15 protein-coding genes are annotated in these 15,700 nt (G+C 67.4%); 6 read left to right on the top strand and 9 right to left on the bottom strand.

Annotation, left to right across the window (positions count from 1 at the left end; genetic code table 11):
• Positions 1–1,049 (top strand): 4-hydroxyphenylpyruvate dioxygenase family protein (locus tag G3N93_RS19150; protein WP_206133723.1); only part of this gene is annotated, 1,049 nt, incomplete at its 5' end.
• A 288-nt stretch (positions 1,050–1,337) separates the two neighbouring features.
• The gene (locus tag G3N93_RS19145; RefSeq protein WP_174933418.1) at positions 1,338–1,601 is read left to right on the top strand and encodes a hypothetical protein; all 264 of its coding nucleotides are present in this window, start codon (positions 1,338–1,340) and stop codon (positions 1,599–1,601) included.
• 78 nt (positions 1,602–1,679) lie between these two features.
• On the opposite strand, the gene G3N93_RS19140 is transcribed toward G3N93_RS19145, so the two are convergent.
• The gene (locus tag G3N93_RS19140; protein ID WP_174940971.1) at positions 1,680–2,474 is read right to left on the bottom strand and encodes an AraC family transcriptional regulator; all 795 of its coding nucleotides are present in this window, start codon (positions 2,472–2,474) and stop codon (positions 1,680–1,682) included.
• A 669-nt stretch (positions 2,475–3,143) separates the two neighbouring features.
• Here G3N93_RS19140 and G3N93_RS19135 point away from each other — a divergent pair.
• Complete coding sequence (locus G3N93_RS19135) at positions 3,144–4,280, top strand: branched-chain amino acid ABC transporter substrate-binding protein (RefSeq protein ID WP_174940973.1); 1,137 nt, start codon at positions 3,144–3,146, stop codon at positions 4,278–4,280.
• 333 nt (positions 4,281–4,613) lie between these two features.
• Positions 4,614–5,921 (top strand): MFS transporter, encoded by a 1,308-nt coding sequence (locus tag G3N93_RS19130; protein ID WP_206133722.1) that lies wholly within the window; start codon positions 4,614–4,616, stop codon positions 5,919–5,921.
• Positions 5,922–6,078: 157 nt separating this feature from the next.
• On the opposite strand, the gene G3N93_RS19125 is transcribed toward G3N93_RS19130, so the two are convergent.
• The 5 genes from G3N93_RS19125 to G3N93_RS19105 form a co-directional block, all read right to left on the bottom strand.
• Entirely contained in the window at positions 6,079–6,516 is a 438-nt protein-coding gene (locus G3N93_RS19125; RefSeq protein WP_174940976.1) for a DoxX family protein, read from the bottom strand.
• Between the two features lie 193 nt (positions 6,517–6,709).
• Positions 6,710–7,165, bottom strand: coding sequence for an RbsD/FucU family protein (locus tag G3N93_RS19120; RefSeq protein WP_166890090.1), 456 nt, complete (start codon positions 7,163–7,165; stop codon positions 6,710–6,712).
• Positions 7,166–7,244: 79 nt separating this feature from the next.
• Positions 7,245–7,646 carry a nuclear transport factor 2 family protein gene (locus G3N93_RS19115; RefSeq protein WP_174940977.1) on the bottom strand — a complete coding sequence of 134 codons (402 nt, stop codon included), beginning with the start codon at positions 7,644–7,646 and terminating at the stop codon, positions 7,245–7,247.
• 152 nt (positions 7,647–7,798) lie between these two features.
• Positions 7,799–9,289 carry an aminotransferase class IV gene (locus G3N93_RS19110; RefSeq protein WP_174942157.1) on the bottom strand — a complete coding sequence of 497 codons (1,491 nt, stop codon included), beginning with the start codon at positions 9,287–9,289 and terminating at the stop codon, positions 7,799–7,801.
• Positions 9,286–10,437: a branched-chain amino acid ABC transporter substrate-binding protein gene (locus G3N93_RS19105; protein ID WP_206133721.1), complete on the bottom strand. Its 1,152-nt coding sequence runs from the start codon at positions 10,435–10,437 to the stop codon at positions 9,286–9,288. The genes G3N93_RS19110 and G3N93_RS19105 overlap by 4 nt, the downstream gene beginning before the upstream one ends.
• 126 nt (positions 10,438–10,563) lie before the next feature.
• On the opposite strand from G3N93_RS19105, the gene G3N93_RS19100 reads away from it, so the two are divergent.
• Positions 10,564–11,046: an Lrp/AsnC family transcriptional regulator gene (locus G3N93_RS19100; RefSeq protein ID WP_166956571.1), complete on the top strand. Its 483-nt coding sequence runs from the start codon at positions 10,564–10,566 to the stop codon at positions 11,044–11,046.
• A 98-nt stretch (positions 11,047–11,144) separates the two neighbouring features.
• On the opposite strand, the gene garD is transcribed toward G3N93_RS19100, so the two are convergent.
• On the bottom strand, positions 11,145–12,698 hold the full coding sequence (gene garD, locus G3N93_RS19095) for a galactarate dehydratase (protein ID WP_174940982.1): 1,554 nt from the start codon (positions 12,696–12,698) through the stop codon (positions 11,145–11,147).
• 229 nt (positions 12,699–12,927) lie between these two features.
• On the opposite strand from garD, the gene kdgD reads away from it, so the two are divergent.
• On the top strand, positions 12,928–13,842 hold the full coding sequence (gene kdgD, locus G3N93_RS19090; RefSeq protein ID WP_174940984.1) for a 5-dehydro-4-deoxyglucarate dehydratase: 915 nt from the start codon (positions 12,928–12,930) through the stop codon (positions 13,840–13,842).
• Between the two features lie 113 nt (positions 13,843–13,955).
• Here kdgD and G3N93_RS19085 read toward each other — a convergent pair whose 3' ends face one another.
• Together G3N93_RS19085 and G3N93_RS19080 are read right to left on the bottom strand one after the other, a co-directional pair.
• Positions 13,956–14,510: a hypothetical protein gene (locus tag G3N93_RS19085; RefSeq protein WP_174942154.1), complete on the bottom strand. Its 555-nt coding sequence runs from the start codon at positions 14,508–14,510 to the stop codon at positions 13,956–13,958.
• 207 nt (positions 14,511–14,717) lie between these two features.
• Positions 14,718–15,700: aldehyde dehydrogenase family protein (locus G3N93_RS19080; protein WP_206133720.1), on the bottom strand; the 983-nt coding region annotated here is incomplete at its 5' end.

Here is a 15,700-nt window from a genome sequence, read left to right as displayed (position 1 = left end):
GCCAGCCGCTGTTCGCGCCGCCGGCGCCGCCCGCGCACGTCGGGTTCCAGTTCATCGAATTCGCGGTCGACGCGCAGGCAGCGGCGACCGTCGGCGAATGGCTCGGCCGGATGCGCTTCCGGCTAGCGGGCCGGCATCGGTCGAAGGACGTGACGCTGTTCCAGCACGGCGCCGCGTCGATCGTGCTGAACGCGGAGCGCGACTCGTTCGCCGATGCGTTCTTCCAGCAGCACGGGCTGTCGCTGTGTGCATCGGCATTCCGCGTCGACGACGCGAAAGTGGCGTTCGAGCGCGCGGCCGGCTATGGATATGCGCCGTTCTCCGGCCGCGTCGGGCCGAACGAGCGCGTGCTGCCGAGTGTGCAGGCGCCGGACGGCAGCCTCGAGTACTTCGTCGATGAAGCGCCGAACGCGCCGACGCTGTACGAATCGGACTTCGTGCTGACCGACATCGACGGCCCGAGCGAAGTCGGCCCGCTCACAGGTATCGACCACGTGTGCCTCGCACTGCCGGCCGACGCGCTCGATACGTGGATCCTGTTCTTCAAGACGGCGTTCGGCTTCGAGGCCGAACGCAGCTGGCTCGTGCCCGACCCGTACGGGCTGATGCGCAGCCGCGCGGTGCGCAGCGCCGACGGTTCGGTGCGGATCGCGCTGAACGCGTCGGTCGACCGGCACACGGCAGTTGCCGAATCGCTCGACCGCTACCACGGCACGGGGCTGAACCACGTCGCGTTCCGCACGGACGACATCGTGAAGACGATCGCCGCGTTCGCGGCCGACGGCATTCCGTTCCTGCGCATTCCACCGAACTACTACGACGATCTCGCCGCTCGCTACGCGCTGCCGGACGAACTGATCGACACGCTGAGCACGCATCACCTGCTGTACGACCGCGACGAGCACGGCGGCGAATTCCTGCACGCGTATACAGAACTGGTCGACAACCGCTTCTCGCTCGAGATCGTCGAGCGGCGCGGCGGATACGACGGCTACGGCGCGGCGAATGCGGCCGTGCGGCTGGCCGCACAGGCACAGCGCAGGAAATAAGGGAAGGAAGCCGACCGGGACTTAAGGGGCGAATCACATTCGCGGCCCACGACGGTCTCAAAGGGCCGCATCCCGCGCGCACCATCGTGGTGAATCACGCGGCCGCGCACCCGCCTGCGCGGCTGGCCGCGATCGGGCCGGAAACCGCATTCCATAGGGCGTTACATCCGGTAACCCGTACCGCAGCGCAGCATCCCGTCGCCCACTACGGTTTTAAGAATCGCTTAAGTCTTCGACGGCACCATCCGCAACCAGTACCCGATGGTTATCTCGAAAAGGAGGAAAGCGATGAGCGCCGTAGAAGCACCCGCGGGCCGCCAGGCCGCGCCCCCTGCAAAGAAGACGATGCTGCGCCGCCTGCTCAGTCATCATGAAATCGCGACGCTGCTCGTGCTGCTGCACGCACCGATCGGCGCGAACGCCAAACCCGAACTGCCTGCACTGCAGGAAGCCGGTCTCGTCGAGATGGTCAAGCTCGACGCCGATACGGCACCCAGCTTCCGGCTGACCGAAGACGGCACGGCCGTCCTGAAAGGGCTCGGCTACCGCTGAGCCGCCGTTTTCACCCCTTTCCCGTTTTCCCGCATCACCCCGATCCCAGCGACTCGCCGGCCCTTTCGGCGCGTCGCGTCACCCTGCCCGCTCCTGCAACATCAACCGGTATTCCGTCGGCGTTACGCCGACCGTCGCCTTGAACTGCCGCGTGAACGCGCTGTGATCGGTATAGCCGCATAGCGCCGCGACATCGGTCACCTTGTCGTGCGTGACGAGCAGCGCGGTGGCCGCATCGAGCCGCGTCTTCAGCAGCACCTGGCGCGGCGTCAGGTGGAACACCTTGTGGAAGTAGCGTTCGAGCTGCGCGACCGACATCCCGGCCATCTGCGCGAGCTGCTTCAGGTTCAGCGGCTGCACGTAGTGATCCTGGATGTGCTGGACCACGTCGGCGAGCCGGCTGTACGCCGGGTGCGATCCCTCGTGCGCCTTCAGGTCGCGCGAGATGCCCGCGAGGCCGACCACCCTGCCGGCGGCGTCGCGCAGCGGCTCCTTGCAGGTCAGGCACCAGCCCGGCTGACGGCCCGGATACAGGTGCAGCTCGAGCTGGTCCATCAGTTGCTGGCCGGCGTTGATCGTCGCCATGTCCTGCTCGAAATAGCTGCGGCCGAAGCGGCGCGGAAACACCTCGTCGGCCGTCTTGCCGAGCAGGTCGCGCTTGTCCTTGTAGCCGCAGCGCATCGCCAGCGTGCGATTGACGATCGCATAGCGGCCGCTCGCATCCTTCACGAAGAACGCGACGTCCGGCAGGGCATCGAACACCGGTTCGAGCAGGCGGAAGTGCGCAAGCATCGCGCCGAGATCGGCGTTGTCGGGCTGGTAGCGCAACGGTTCGGACAGGCTCATGGGCGGTACGGCAAGCAAGGTCGTCATCCCGGCAACCGCAAGGCGAGTGGCAGATGGCGTCGATTATAGAAGCGCCCCTTCGATCGCGTCGCGCCGATCGCAAAGGCGGGCAAGTTGGCGGCGGCCGTCGCATCGCGCCGCCGCCGATCGGTCGGCATCGTCACGCGACACACGACATCCGTTGCGTGCGCAACCACTGCGCCCGGCGTGCGGCGGCCGGCCGCGAATCCGCTGGCGTCAACGCGGCACCCACGCGTGCGCCGGCGCCGACATGCCGCGCGTACTGGCGCACTCGCATATCGGCACCGCGCGCCCGAACTCGCCAGCATAAAAATGCGAACGTGCAGCGTCTTGGCGCGTTTGCGCATTCCGCGTGACGATTTCGGCACATATCAGGGTTATCGACGATATGCCGATATCGTCGCCGGCCGCGCACCGAACGCGCAAGACGCACGCATTTTCGCTATCTAGACTTCGCTTCACGGTCACGAGACGACCTCACGCCGCGGCAGCAATCGGCATGCATGGCCTGCGACATCGGCCGTCGTGTGCGCCGATTCCGGCACAGCCCGGACAGCACGCGGCAAGCACGCACGGCCTTCGCATCGGCCTGCCGACCGAACCGTCTCGCCCGGTTTACCGGCGCCGGCCCGCCAGCCGGCGGCGGCCCAACCACGCCATCAAGGGGAAGTGAAAGTGAAGCTGAAGGTATCGCACGTCGCGCTGGCCGCTGCCTGCGCACTGTCGGGCGCGCACGCCATTGCCGCCGACGTCGTCAAGATCGGTTTCGCCGCACCGCTGACCGGCCCGCAGTCGAACTACGGCACGGACATGCAGAAGGGCGTGCAGCTCGCGATCGCCGATTTCAATGCGACGCGTCCGACGATCGGCGGCAAGCCCGTCACGTTCCAGCTCGATTCGCAGGACGACCAGGCCGACCCGCGCACGGGCACGACCGTCGCGCAGCGGCTGATCGACGACAACGTCCGCGGGATCATCGGACACTTCAACTCGGGCACGAGCATTCCCGCATCCGACCTGTACGATCGCGCAGGGCTGCCGCAGATCTCGATGGCCACGTCGCCGCAATACACGGCGCGCGGCTACAAGACGACCTACCGGCTGCTGACCAGCGACGCACAGGCAGGCCGCATCGTCGGCACCTACGCGGTGAAGACGCTGCGCTTCAAGCGCATCGCGATCATCGACGACCGCACGGCCTACGGCCAGGGCATCGCCGACGAATTCGCGAAGGCCGTCGAGGCGGCGGGCGGCACGATCATCAAGCGCGACTTCACGAACGACAAGGCGCTCGATTTCTCCGCGATCCTGACCAACCTCAAGGGGATGAACCCGGACGCGATCTTCTACGGCGGCGGCGACGCGCAATCGTCGCCGATGATCCGCAAGATGCGTCAGCTCGGGATGAAGTCGGCGTTCGTGACGGGCGAGATGTCGCGCTCGCCGACGTTCCTGAAGGTCGGCGGCGACGCAGCCGAAGGCGCAATCGTCTACATGGGCGGGCTGCCGAAGGAAAAGATGCCCGGCTTCGCCGGCTACGCGGCACGCTACAAGGCGCGCTTCAACGAAGACGTGATCACTTATTCACCGTACTCGTATGACGGCACGATCGCGCTGCTCACCGCGATGAAGGACGCGAACTCGACCGACCCGAAGGTGTACACGCCGTATCTCGGCAAGGTGTCGGTCAAGGGTGTGTCGGCCCCGAGCATCGCGTACGACACGAAGGGCGACCTGAGAGATGCGCCGGTGACGATCTACAAGGTCGAGCACGGCACGTTCAAGCCGGTCGATACGATCGCCGGCAACTGATAAGCAAGACCCTGCCCCGCGCGGCGCGTCAGCGGCTCACCGGCCGCCCGCGCCGCGCGCGCTTCTGCGTCTGCCTCGGCCTCGGCTCGCGGTCCGAAGCGTTCCTCGGCGCGCCCCCACGTGCGCGCATTTCGCGCTCCTGTAGAATCCCCCCACCCGCTTTGACGCTTCGTCTCCGCCGCGCCTCACCCCGGTGCGGCGGTGCGTGTTTCGTGCCTCACCCGGCACGCGGCACGCTTCGACGACGCAAGCCGCGCCTTGTCAGTCCATGCCGATAGCGGGCCCTGGAGACGCAGCACCGACAACAACATTCGAAAACCGATCGTCCTGACCATGCAAGCTTCCGAATTGAGCGGCGTGCCTCGCGCCGCCGAACGCGCGCTCACGCGCAGCGACTACAAGACCCTTGGCCTTGCCGCACTCGGCGGCGCCCTCGAGTTCTACGACTTCATCATCTTCGTGTTCTTCGCGCCGGCGATTGGACAACTGTTCTTCCCGCACGACATTCCCGACTGGCTGCGCCAGCTGCAGACATTCGGCATCTTCGCGGCCGGCTATCTCGCGCGCCCGCTCGGCGGCGTGATCATGGCGCACTTCGGCGACCTGTTCGGCCGCAAGCGGATGTTCACGCTGAGCGTGCTGATGATGTCCGTGCCCACCCTGCTGATGGGCCTGCTGCCGACCTACGACACGATCGGCATCCTCGCGCCGGTGTTGCTGCTGCTGTTCCGCGTGCTGCAGGGCGCGGCCGTCGGCGGTGAAGTGCCGGGCGCGTGGGTGTTCGTGTCCGAGCACGTGCCGTCGCGTCACATCGGCTATGCGTGCGGCACGCTGACCGCGGGCCTGACGGCCGGCATCCTGCTCGGCTCGCTCGTTGCCGCCGGCATCAACAGCCGCTACTCGACCGCCGAAGTCGGCGCGTTCGCGTGGCGCATCCCGTTCCTGCTCGGCGGCGTGTTCGGCCTGTTCTCCGTGTACCTGCGCCGCTGGCTGCACGAAACGCCGGTGTTCGCCGAGATGAAGGCGAAGAAGGCGCTCGCAGACGAGATTCCGCTGAAGGCCGTGCTGCGCGACCATGGCCGCGCGGTGATCGTGTCGATGCTGCTCACGTGGATGCTGTCGGCCGCGATCGTCGTCGTGATCCTGATGACGCCCGCGCTGCTGCAGAAGCAGTTCCACCTGACGCCCGCGACGACGCTGTTCGCGAACAGCGTCGCGACGCTGTGCCTGACGGCCGGCTGCATCACCGCAGGTTCGCTCGCGGGCTGGATCGGCGCGAAGCGCGTGCTCGGCATCGGCGGTATCGGGCTGGCCGCGTGCTACTACCTGCTGTTCGTGCAGGTCGCGGCCGACGCGTCGACGCTGCCGCTCTACTACGGGATCGCGGGCTTCATGGTCGGCACGATCGGCGCGGTGCCGTTCGTGATGGTCAAGAGCTTCCCGGCCATCGTGCGCTTCTCGGGCATCTCGTTCTCGTACAACGTCGCGTATGCGATCTTCGGCGGGCTCACGCCGGTGATCGTGTCGCTGATGATGAAGTCGAATCCGCTCGCACCGGTGGTGTATGTCGCGGTGATCTGCGTGCTCGGCGCGATCGCCGTGCAGTTCTCGAAGGATGCGAAAGAGGATTCGCCGCACTGAGCGGCGATGGTGCGCGTGCGGTGGCGTCCAGCCGCCGCGGCGGATGACCGGACCCACCGGCGACCCGCAAGCAATCCATGAACAAAGGGCCGAATCCCGCGGGATTCGGCCCTTTTGTTTTGCGTCAGCGCAACGGCAACAGCGTGCGTATGTGCGATCAGCGCAGGCTGCCGTACGTCGTACTCGGCCGGCGCAGGCCGTCGATGCTCGCGCCGCCCGCGCCCGTGACGTACAGCAGCAGGAAACCGCCGGCGATCGCGATGTTCTTCCAGAAATGGATCACCATGTCATGCTGGACCGCGGCGTCCGTCGCGTCCCAGAAATTGTGCCCGACCATCGCGGTCGCGACCGTGTAGAACGCCATCAGCAGTGCGAGCGGCTTCACCTTGTAGCCGACGATCAGCAACAGCCCGCCGAGCCCCTCGATCGCGACGACGATCGGCCCGATCACCTGCGGATACGGCACGTTCAGCCCATGCAGGTAGCCGATGAAATCAGCGTAGCCCAGCAGCTTCATCACGCCGCCCCACAGGAACAACGCCGCCAGCGCCAGGCGCGCGAAAAAAATGACGCCGGAATCGACGGAACGCGTCATGCCTCTCTCCTAGTATGCAATTCGGCCGTCCGCGCGGGGCTCGCCCGGGCGGTTCGGCGCCGCGCAGCCCTGCGGGGCCCGCGGCAAATGGGCCAGCATAGACAGAGTTTCGGCCGTGTCCAAGAAAAAGGTTGTAGCAAATCTTTACACGGCGGCGGCCGCGCGGCCCGAAGGCGGCGGGATGAAAAGGCGTTTAGCCCGCGTCGCTCAACAACACGCCCTTCTTGAAGATGAAGCAGCCGTAGCCGCGCAGCTCGCCGGTGACGATCACCGCGTAGGCCTGCTGCGCGCGCTCGTAGAACGCGAACCGGTCGACGCCCGCAAGCGGCACGGCGCGCCCTTCCGCGCGGTCGATCTCGGCCTGCACCTCGCGCTGCACGGGCGGCACCGCCGCCGCATCGCCGACGACTTCCATCCGCCACGCGGGCGTATCGACGAACGTGTCGAGCGGCAGCACGGACAGCACCGCGCGCACGACGCGCGCCGAATCGGCGCCGTCGATCCTCAACGCGCGGCCGACCACCGTGTGCTCCGCGACGGATTCCGCCGGGAAATTCGCGTCGCAGATCGCGATTTCGTCACCGTGGCCCATCGCACGCAGCGTGTGCAGGATGTCGGCGTGCAGCAGCGGGTCGAGATTCTTCAGCATGTCGGCTAGTCTCCGGGATCAGGAACGAACCGCATAACGTTACCCGATCCCGGTGGCCGCTGCGCATGCATCCGTCGCGTCACGACGCCGCGGCCGGCATTTCGTCGATGAAGCCCGTCACCGACGCGAGGCGGCCCGACGCGTCGACGGTGCCGAAGTCCGAGCCCTTCACGATCGCCGCGCCGTCGGGCGATACGAGCGCCCACGAGAACCGCAGGTGCTGGCCGAACCCGTCGACGTCGGTCGTGCGGCGGAAGCGGAACGCAGGGAAGCGCTCCTGCACGGCCGCGATCATCGCGTCGATGCCTGCGTGGCCGTCGCCGGCCATCAGCGGATCGCGATAGGCCGCGTCGCTCGCGTAGGTCGCATCGATCAGCGCGCGGCGACGCGTGACGTCGGGTTCGTTCCACGCGTCGAAGTAGCGGTCGATCAGGTCGGCGTGAACGGACAAGGCGGACGAAGCGGATTGGGCGGTGTTCATGGCGAGGCTCCTTGTGTCGATGAGAGGACGATGTCGCGAACGTGGCGTGTTTCGTGTTCGCGTGCAGTCATCGTCGCCGGCCTCGCGCGGGCGGTCGATTACGTACGAGGTAAGGAAATCGCGCCCGCGCCGCCGCGATCGACCAGCCGCCATCAACCCGCCGCGTAGTCGACCGCCAGGCTCCACGCCGGATCCTCGTGCTTCGCCCAGTACGCATCGAACAGCCGGCGCGTCATCGGGCCCGGCCGGCCGTCGCCGATCGGCGCGCCGTTCAGCCGCGTGACGGGCATGATCCCGCCAGCCGTCGACGTGATGAACACTTCGTCCGCATCGCGCAGTTGCCCGTCGTCGATGCGATCGGCCCGCGCATCGATGCCCATCGACGCCGCCAGCTCGAACACGGTCTGCCGCGTGATGCCGTGCAACACGCCGCGCTCGGGCGTCCGGAGCCCGCCGTCGCGCACGACGAAGATGTTGAATCCCGGCCCTTCGGCGATGCTGCCGTCCGTGCACTTCAGCACGACCGACTCCGCCCCCGCGTCATAGCCCTTCAACAGCCCTGCGACGAGGTCGAGCCAGTGGTAGTTCTTGATCTGCGGATCGACCGATTCGGGCGGAATCCGCCGCACGTCGTCGACCAGATGCAGATGCAGGCCCTCGCGCAATTGCCGCTCGTTCGCGACCGAGCCGTACGGCACCGCGAACGCGATGAACTGGTTCACCGCGTCGCGCGGATCGCGGCTGAAGGTGGGCGATACGCCGCGCGTGCACAGCATTTCAACGTACGCGTTGCGCAAGCCCGAGCGGCGCACGCATTCGACGAGGATGTCGCGCAGCGCGTCGTCGCTCAGCGGCACATTCAGCCGCAGCCTTGCCAGCGAGCGCCTGAACCGCGCGATGTGCTGGTCGAGACGGAAGAAGCGGCCGTTCCACACGTGCACGGTGTCGTACGTGACGTCGGAATGCAGGAAGCCCCAGTCGAGCACCGACACGCGCGCGTCGGCGATCGGAATGAAGCGGCCGTTCATGTACGCGGCGCCCGGTGGATACGCGGGTGCTTCGGCCGGTTGAATACCCTGCGGCGCCGTGCGAGCCGCGTCGGGAACCTGCGGCGCGTAGTCGACCTGCGCGGCAAACGACGCGCGATCGGCATCGAACACGCTGCGATGCACGACCGCATTCGCCCCCGCCGCGCGATCGAACGACAGCTTGCCGTCGAGATGATCGATCTCGTGCTGCATCAGCTCCGATACATCGGGCGACAGCGCGTCGCGCCGATGCAGCTCGCCGTCGAGCGTCGTGTACTGCACGCTCACCGATGCATGGCGCTCGACGCGCACGAACAGGTCGGGAAAGCACATGCAGTCGTCCCACAGCGTCATGCGCGCATCGCTGCGCCACACGATCTCGGGGTTCACGATCACGTCGGGCCAGCCGTCGAGCGCGAGCGCGATCATCCGTTGCCCGACGCCGATCTGCGGCGCGGCGACCGCGCGGCCGAAACCGTGTTCGTCGCGAAACGCGCGCAGCGCGGCGCGCAGTGCGCCGGCCGCTTCATGCACGGCGGGATCGGCGACGTCGCCGACCGGCCGCGCGACGTCGCACAACGATGCGGTGCCCACGGGAAGAATCCGCGTATTCATTTCACTACCTCCGACAAAGTCACCTTGTTGCCTCCTTTGAACGTCGAAATCGTTGCCGCCGGATTGCGCAGCTCGCCGTTCGCGTCGAACGCGATCCGGCCGGTCACGCCCTGGAAGTCGACGCGATGCAGCGCGTCGACGATCTTCGCCGGATCGGTGGACTGCGCGAGCATCACCGCGTGGTAGACGGCCATCATCGCGTCGTACGCATACGGCGCGTAGAGCTGCACGGGGGCGCCGTACTTCTGCGTGAAGCGCGCCGCGAACGCGGGGCCGCCCGGCATCTTCGCGAGACTCCGGCCGCCGTCCGCGCACACGAGGTTGCCGTCGAGCGCATCGCCGGCCAGTTTCAGGATCTCGTGCGTGCACAGACCGTCGCCCCCCAGCAGCGGCGCGGCGATCCGCAGCTTCTTCATCTGCTTGAGCATCGGCCCGCCCTGCGTGTCCATGCCGCCGAAGAAGATCGCGTCGGGCGCCTTGCCCTTGAGCAGCGTCAGCGGCGCGCCGAAGTCGAACGCCTTGTCGGTCGTGTATTCGCGGCCGACCACGGCCGAACCCGTCTTCCCGAGCCCGTCGACGAACACGTCCGCGATGCCCTGCCCGTAGGCCGTGCGATCATCGACGACGCCGATGCGCCGCGCGTGCAGCCGCTCGACCGCATAGCGGGCAACGGCCTGCCCGAGAAAGTCGTCGTTCGCGAGCATCCGGAACGTCGTGCGATAGCCGAGACGAGTGAATTCGGGATTGGTGGCCGACGGCGTCAGCTCCGCGATGTTCGCCGTCGCATAGAGCCGCGCGACGGCGATCGACGTCCCCGAATTCTGGTGGCCGATCACCGCGCTGACGTGCGTATCGACGAAGCGCTGCGCGACCGTCGTCGCGACCTTCGGGTCGGCCTGGTCGTCCTGCGCGTCGAGCGCGAACGTGACCGGATGCCCGGCGACGCCCGGATGCGCGGCGTTGATTTCGTCGATGGCCAGCCGGATGCCGCGCGCGCTGTCCTCGCCGAAATGCGCCTGCGCGCCCGTGAGCGCGCCGGCAAAACCCACGACGACCGTATCCGCGCCAAACGCGGGAACGGCCAGTACAAGCGACACCAGTGGCACGAGCGGCACGAGCCGCGCCAGTAGCAAACGTCGGGAACGCATGATGTTTTCCTCGCAGCTTCGTCGTTGACGGGTGCTACGATTATCGGCAGCCGTCGCGAAATCCGATAAACATCGGGCGGCCCCGTTCGTGAGTTTGTTTCGTTTTTTCTCCCCGAAGGAAATCCGATGAATCCCGCCGCCGCGCCGCTCGACGACTTCGACCTGCGGATCCTCGCCCGCCTCCAGCACGACAACCAGATCACCAACCAGGCGCTCGCCGCCGAGATCGGACTGAGCCCGCCCGCGTGCCTGCGCCGCGTGAAGCGGCTGCGCGACGAGCGCTATATCCAGCAGGACGTGTCCGTCGTCGATCCGACCAAGGTCGGCCTCCCGTTGACGATGCTGGTGCTCGTGCAGGTCGAGCGCGAACGGGTCGACCTGCTCGACGAATTCAAGCGGTTCCTGAAATCGCTGCCGGAAGTCATGCAGTGTTATGTGGTGACGGGCCGCGCGGATTTCGTGCTGATGATCGCGATGCGCGACATCGACCACTACGAGGAGTTTTCCACGCGCGTGTTCCGGCAACACCACAACATCCGTCACTTCGAGACGATGGTCGTGATGTCGCGCGTGAAGGTGGGGCTGTCGCTGCCGATCGACATCGCGTAGCGAACGCCCGGCGCGGGCCCGTGCACGTGCCCGCGCCGCCGCAATGAAAACGGGCGCCCTCGGGCGCCCGCTTCGTCTGGCGGCAGCGGCCGCGCGCGTCAGGTCACCGGCGCCGGATTGAACAGCGTCAGCGCGTTCGCAAGCTTCCATTGCTCGGCCCACGTGCGGCGCTTGCCGCTCGCGACATCGAGCATCAACCGGAACAGTTCCCAGCCGGTGTCCTCGATCGTGGCCGCGCCGGTCGCGATCTGCCCCGCATCGAGATCCATCAGGTCGTGCCAGCGGCGCGCGAGGTCGCTGCGCGTCGCGACCTTGATCACCGGCACCTGAGCAAGGCCGTACGGCGTGCCGCGTCCGGTCGTGAAAATATGCAGGTTCATCCCGGCCGCGAGCTGCAGCGTGCCGCAGATGAAGTCGCTCGCGGGCGTCGCCGCGTACAGCAGCCCCTTCTGCTTCGCGCGATCGCCGGGACGCACGACGCCGGCGATCGGCGCACTGCCCGACTTCACGATCGAGCCCATCGCCTTCTCGACGATGTTCGACAGGCCGCCCTTCTTGTTGCCGGGCGTCGTGTTCGCGCTGCGGTCGACGCGGCCGCGCTGCAGATAGCGGTCGTACCAGTCCATCTCGCGGATGATCTCGCGCGCCACGTCCTCGTTCGCCGCGCGCGACGTGAGCTGCGCGACACCATCGCGCACTTCCGTCACCTCGGAGAACATGATCGTCGCGCCCGCGCGCACCAGCAGGTCGGCCGCGAAGCCGACGGCCGGGTTCGCGGTGAGCCCCGAGAACGCGTCGCTGCCGCCGCACTGCACGCCGACGACGAGATCCGACGCGGGGCACGTCTCGCGGCGGCGGCGGTCAAGCCGCTCGAGATGCGATTCGGCCATCTTCATGATCGAGTCGATCATCGAGTTGAAGCCGACGTGCGCGGCATCCTGCAGGCACACCACGCCGCCGTTGTCGGTCGCACCGTCGGCCGCGACCGGAATCGTGCCGGGCGGCAGCAGGCGCTCGGGCTGCAGCTTCTCGCAGCCGAGGCTCACGGTCATCACCTCGCCGCCGAAATTCGGATTCAGGCTGATGTTGCGCAGCGTGCGGATCGGGATGTCGGCGTCGGGTGCGTCGATCGCCACGCCGCAGCCGTACGTGTGCTCGAGCCCGACCACGTCGTCGACGTTCGGGTAGCGCGGCAGCAGCTCGGCCTTGATCCGCTTCACCGCATGCTCGACCACGCCGGACACGCACTGCACGGTCGTCGTGATCGCGAGGATGTTGCGCGTGCCGACCGAGCCGTCGGCATTGCGGAAGCCCTCGAACGTATAGCCTTCGAGCGGCGGCAGCGGCGGCGCGGCGCGTGTTGCGAGCGGCAGGTCGTCGAGCCCCGGCGGCTCGGGCATGCGCATCGTGCGCTCGTTGACCCAGCTGCCGCGGCGCAGCTCGACCAGCGCATAGCCGATCACCACGTTGTAGCGGACGATCGGGTCGCCGGCCGCGAGATCGACCAGCGCAACCTTGTGCCCTTGCGGCACGCCTTCGCGCAGCGTCAGCCCGTCGGCGAACGTCGCGCCCTCGGGCAAGCCGCCGTCGTTGACGACGATCGCGACGTTGTCGTCCGGGTGCACGCGAATATAGAGCGGGGAAGCAGTCATCGGAATTCCTGGAGGCTATCGGCCACATCGTTAGTCATCATACGACATTCAACCTTGATCGGCGATGCTGCGTAAACCCTTATCCGGAAAGACCCTACTATTTATCTGCCAGCAAACCGCTTGCGTCACCCCTCCCCTCGTTGTACGATGACATACAACGACATCGCCAATGTGGCTCGTATGCCGTTCCCGACGAACCCAGCACTCGCGCTAGACGGACGAACCAACCATGACCTCACCGCAAGAACTCAAACAGATCATTTCCCACGGCCTGCTGTCGTTTCCGCTGACGGATTTCGACGTCGACGGCAGCTTCCGCCCGTCCACCTATGCCGAACGCCTGGAATGGCTCGCGCCGTACGGTGCGAGCGCGCTGTTCGCGGCCGGCGGCACCGGTGAATTCTTCTCGCTCACGCAGCGCGAGTACTCGGACGTGATCCGTGTCGCGACGGAAACCTGCAAGGGCAAGGTGCCGATCCTCGCCGGCGCGGGCGGCGCGACGCGCGTCGCGATCGAATATGCGCAGGAGGCCGAGCGCCTCGGCGCGAGCGGCGTGCTGCTGATGCCGCACTACCTGACCGAAGCCAGCCAGGAAGGGATCGCCGACCACGTCGAGCAGGTGTGCCGCGCGCTGAAGATCGGCGTCGTGGTGTACAACCGCGCGAATTCGAAGCTCAACGCCGACATGCTCGAGCGCCTCGCCGACCGTTGCCCGAACCTGATCGGCTTCAAGGACGGCGTGGGCGAAATCGAAAGCATGGTGACGATCCGCCGCCGCCTCGGCGACCGCTTCGCGTACCTCGGCGGCCTGCCGACGGCCGAAGTCTATGCCGCCGCGTACAAGGCGCTCGGCGTGCCGGTGTATTCGTCGGCCGTGTTCAACTTCATCCCGAAGACGGCGATGGACTTCTACGAAGCGATCGCGAAGGACGACCACGCCACGGTCGGCCGCCTGATCGACGAGTTCTTCCTGCCGTACCTGAAGATCCGCAATCGCCGCGCGGGCTATGCGGTCAGCATCGTGAAGGCGGGCGCGAAGCTCGTCGGCCATGACGCAGGCCCGGTGCGCGCACCGCTCGTCGACCTCACGGAAGCGGAAGCGGCCGAGCTCGACGTGCTGATCAAGAAGATGGGGCCGCAATAAGCGGCAGGCAGTCAACCGGCACACGCTTCGGCGTGGGCCGGCGCGGCGCCGCGCATTCGGCCCGCTTGCGTTCTTCGACGGCCGCCCCGCGCTTCGCGGGCCGGCCGTTTTCGTCACATCTGCGAGATGGTGCCGACGATCCGGTAGCGCAGGCTGCCCAGCCTGAGCCGGGTCGCGGCGATCTCCGCGCCGGTGGCCGAGCGCCGTGCACGCGTGTTCGGATCGCTGGCGAGCATCTGGTCGAGCACGTCGGGATCGACGACTGCGTCGAAGAACCGCCCGACCGTGAGCATCGCGTACTGCTTCGCGGTCGCCAGCTGGCTGTTGGCCTGCGTCAGCGCGTCGGTGCGCAGGCCCGGGTCGCGCTCGTCGATGCTGCGGCGGTGCTTCAGCGCGAACGCCAGCGCCTCCATGTCCAGCCTGAACCGCTTGACGGCCTGGCCGAAGCGGAGCGAATGCGGATCGGAGCCGGTAACGGGCCGCCCCTGGTTGATGGTCACGTCGAATTCGCTGCCGCCCAGGTCACGCTGCAATTCGAACAACGCGTTGGCCAGCACGCGGCCTTCGCTGTATTCCCCGACCTGCGTGCGCACCGATTTCGCGACGTCGCCGACCGCTTTCCACAACCCGGCCGCGAACAGGTGGTCGCCACGTTTGCTGATGTTCATGATGCCGTTCCCTCTTGGTCTTTTTCTGGATCTCTCAGGTTTTGCCTGCGGGTCGGTCGACCCGCGGCTTCGGTACTGTAGGAGAAAAGCGGGCGGCGCGGAAGCCGGCCATGAAAAAAGGCGGAAGCGGCCGACCGGCCCCTTCCGCCTTTCCGTTTCAGGCCGTCATCCCGGCATACCCGCCGCCGGGATCACCCCCTCAGCCGATCACTCCGCCTTCCCGTCCCGCAGCCGCGGAATCGCGAGCGGATTGCTTTCCTGCAGCCCTTCCGGCAGCAGATCGTCCGGGAAATCCTGGTAGCACACGGGCCGCAGGAAACGCTCGATCGCTGTCGCGCCGACCGACGTGACGGCCGGGTTCGACGTGGCCGGGAACGGCCCGCCGTGCACCATCGCGTCGCACACCTCGACGCCGGTCGGGTAGCCGTTGACCAGCAGGCGGCCCGCCTTGCGTTCGAGGATCGGCAGCAGCCGGCGCGCGAGCGGCTTGTCGTCGGCGTCCATCTGCAGCGTGGCCGTCAGCTGGCCTTCGAGCGCTTCGAGCACGCGCGCGACTTCGTCGAGATCACGGCAACGCACGATCAGCGACGCCGGACCGAACACCTCGTGGCTGAACGCCGGCTCGGCCAGGAACGCCTGTGCACCGACTTCGTACAGTGCGCCGCCGGCCTGGCAGTCGGTCTGCGCCGCCTCACCCGCGCCGACCTCGCGCACGCCCGACAGTTCGGCCAGCTTGCCACGGCCGTTGCGATACGCATCGGCGATGCCGCGCGTGAGCATCACGCCGGCCGGCTTCTTCGCGAGCGCCTGTGCGGCGACGGTTTCGAAGCGGTCGAGATCGGGGCCGTCGATCGCGAGCACGAGGCCCGGGTTGGTACAGAACTGGCCGACGCCGAGCGTCAGCGAATCGACGAAGCCCGTCGCGATCGCGTCGCCGCGCGCGGCGAGCGCCGCCGGGAACAGCACGACCGGGTTGATGCTGCTCATTTCCGCGTAGACGGGAATCGGCTGCGGGCGGGCGTTCGCGAGCTGCACGAGCGCCATGCCGCCCTGCCGCGACCCGGTGAAGCCGACCGCCTGGACCGCCGGATGGCTGACGAGCGCCGCGCCGATCACGCGGCCGGGGCCGACCAGCAACGAGAACACGCCGGCCGGCATCCCGGTTTTCGCGACGGCGGCGCGGATCGCGC

The sequence above is a fragment of the Burkholderia sp. Se-20378 genome (assembly GCF_017104665.1).
Taxonomy (GTDB): Bacteria; Pseudomonadota; Gammaproteobacteria; order Burkholderiales; family Burkholderiaceae; genus Burkholderia; species Burkholderia lata.
This window is presented reverse-complemented; position numbering and strand designations above follow the sequence as displayed.

Excerpts from the sequence above, each read along its gene's own strand:
- G3N93_RS19145 (WP_174933418.1), top strand. The coding sequence starts at position 1,338 with ATGAGCGCCGTAGAAGCACCCGCGGGCCGCCAGGCCGCGCCCCCTGCA.
- G3N93_RS19140 (WP_174940971.1), bottom strand. The coding sequence starts at position 2,474 with ATGACGACCTTGCTTGCCGTACCGCCCATGAGCCTGTCCGAACCGTTG.
- G3N93_RS19130 (WP_206133722.1), top strand. The coding sequence starts at position 4,614 with ATGCAAGCTTCCGAATTGAGCGGCGTGCCTCGCGCCGCCGAACGCGCG.
- G3N93_RS19125 (WP_174940976.1), bottom strand. The coding sequence starts at position 6,516 with ATGACGCGTTCCGTCGATTCCGGCGTCATTTTTTTCGCGCGCCTGGCG.
- G3N93_RS19120 (WP_166890090.1), bottom strand. The coding sequence starts at position 7,165 with ATGCTGAAGAATCTCGACCCGCTGCTGCACGCCGACATCCTGCACACG.
- G3N93_RS19115 (WP_174940977.1), bottom strand. The coding sequence starts at position 7,646 with ATGAACACCGCCCAATCCGCTTCGTCCGCCTTGTCCGTTCACGCCGAC.
- G3N93_RS19110 (WP_174942157.1), bottom strand. The coding sequence starts at position 9,289 with ATGAATACGCGGATTCTTCCCGTGGGCACCGCATCGTTGTGCGACGTC.
- G3N93_RS19105 (WP_206133721.1), bottom strand. The coding sequence starts at position 10,437 with ATGCGTTCCCGACGTTTGCTACTGGCGCGGCTCGTGCCGCTCGTGCCA.
- G3N93_RS19100 (WP_166956571.1), top strand. The coding sequence starts at position 10,564 with ATGAATCCCGCCGCCGCGCCGCTCGACGACTTCGACCTGCGGATCCTC.
- garD (WP_174940982.1), bottom strand. The coding sequence starts at position 12,698 with ATGACTGCTTCCCCGCTCTATATTCGCGTGCACCCGGACGACAACGTC.
- kdgD (WP_174940984.1), top strand. The coding sequence starts at position 12,928 with ATGACCTCACCGCAAGAACTCAAACAGATCATTTCCCACGGCCTGCTG.
- G3N93_RS19085 (WP_174942154.1), bottom strand. The coding sequence starts at position 14,510 with ATGAACATCAGCAAACGTGGCGACCACCTGTTCGCGGCCGGGTTGTGG.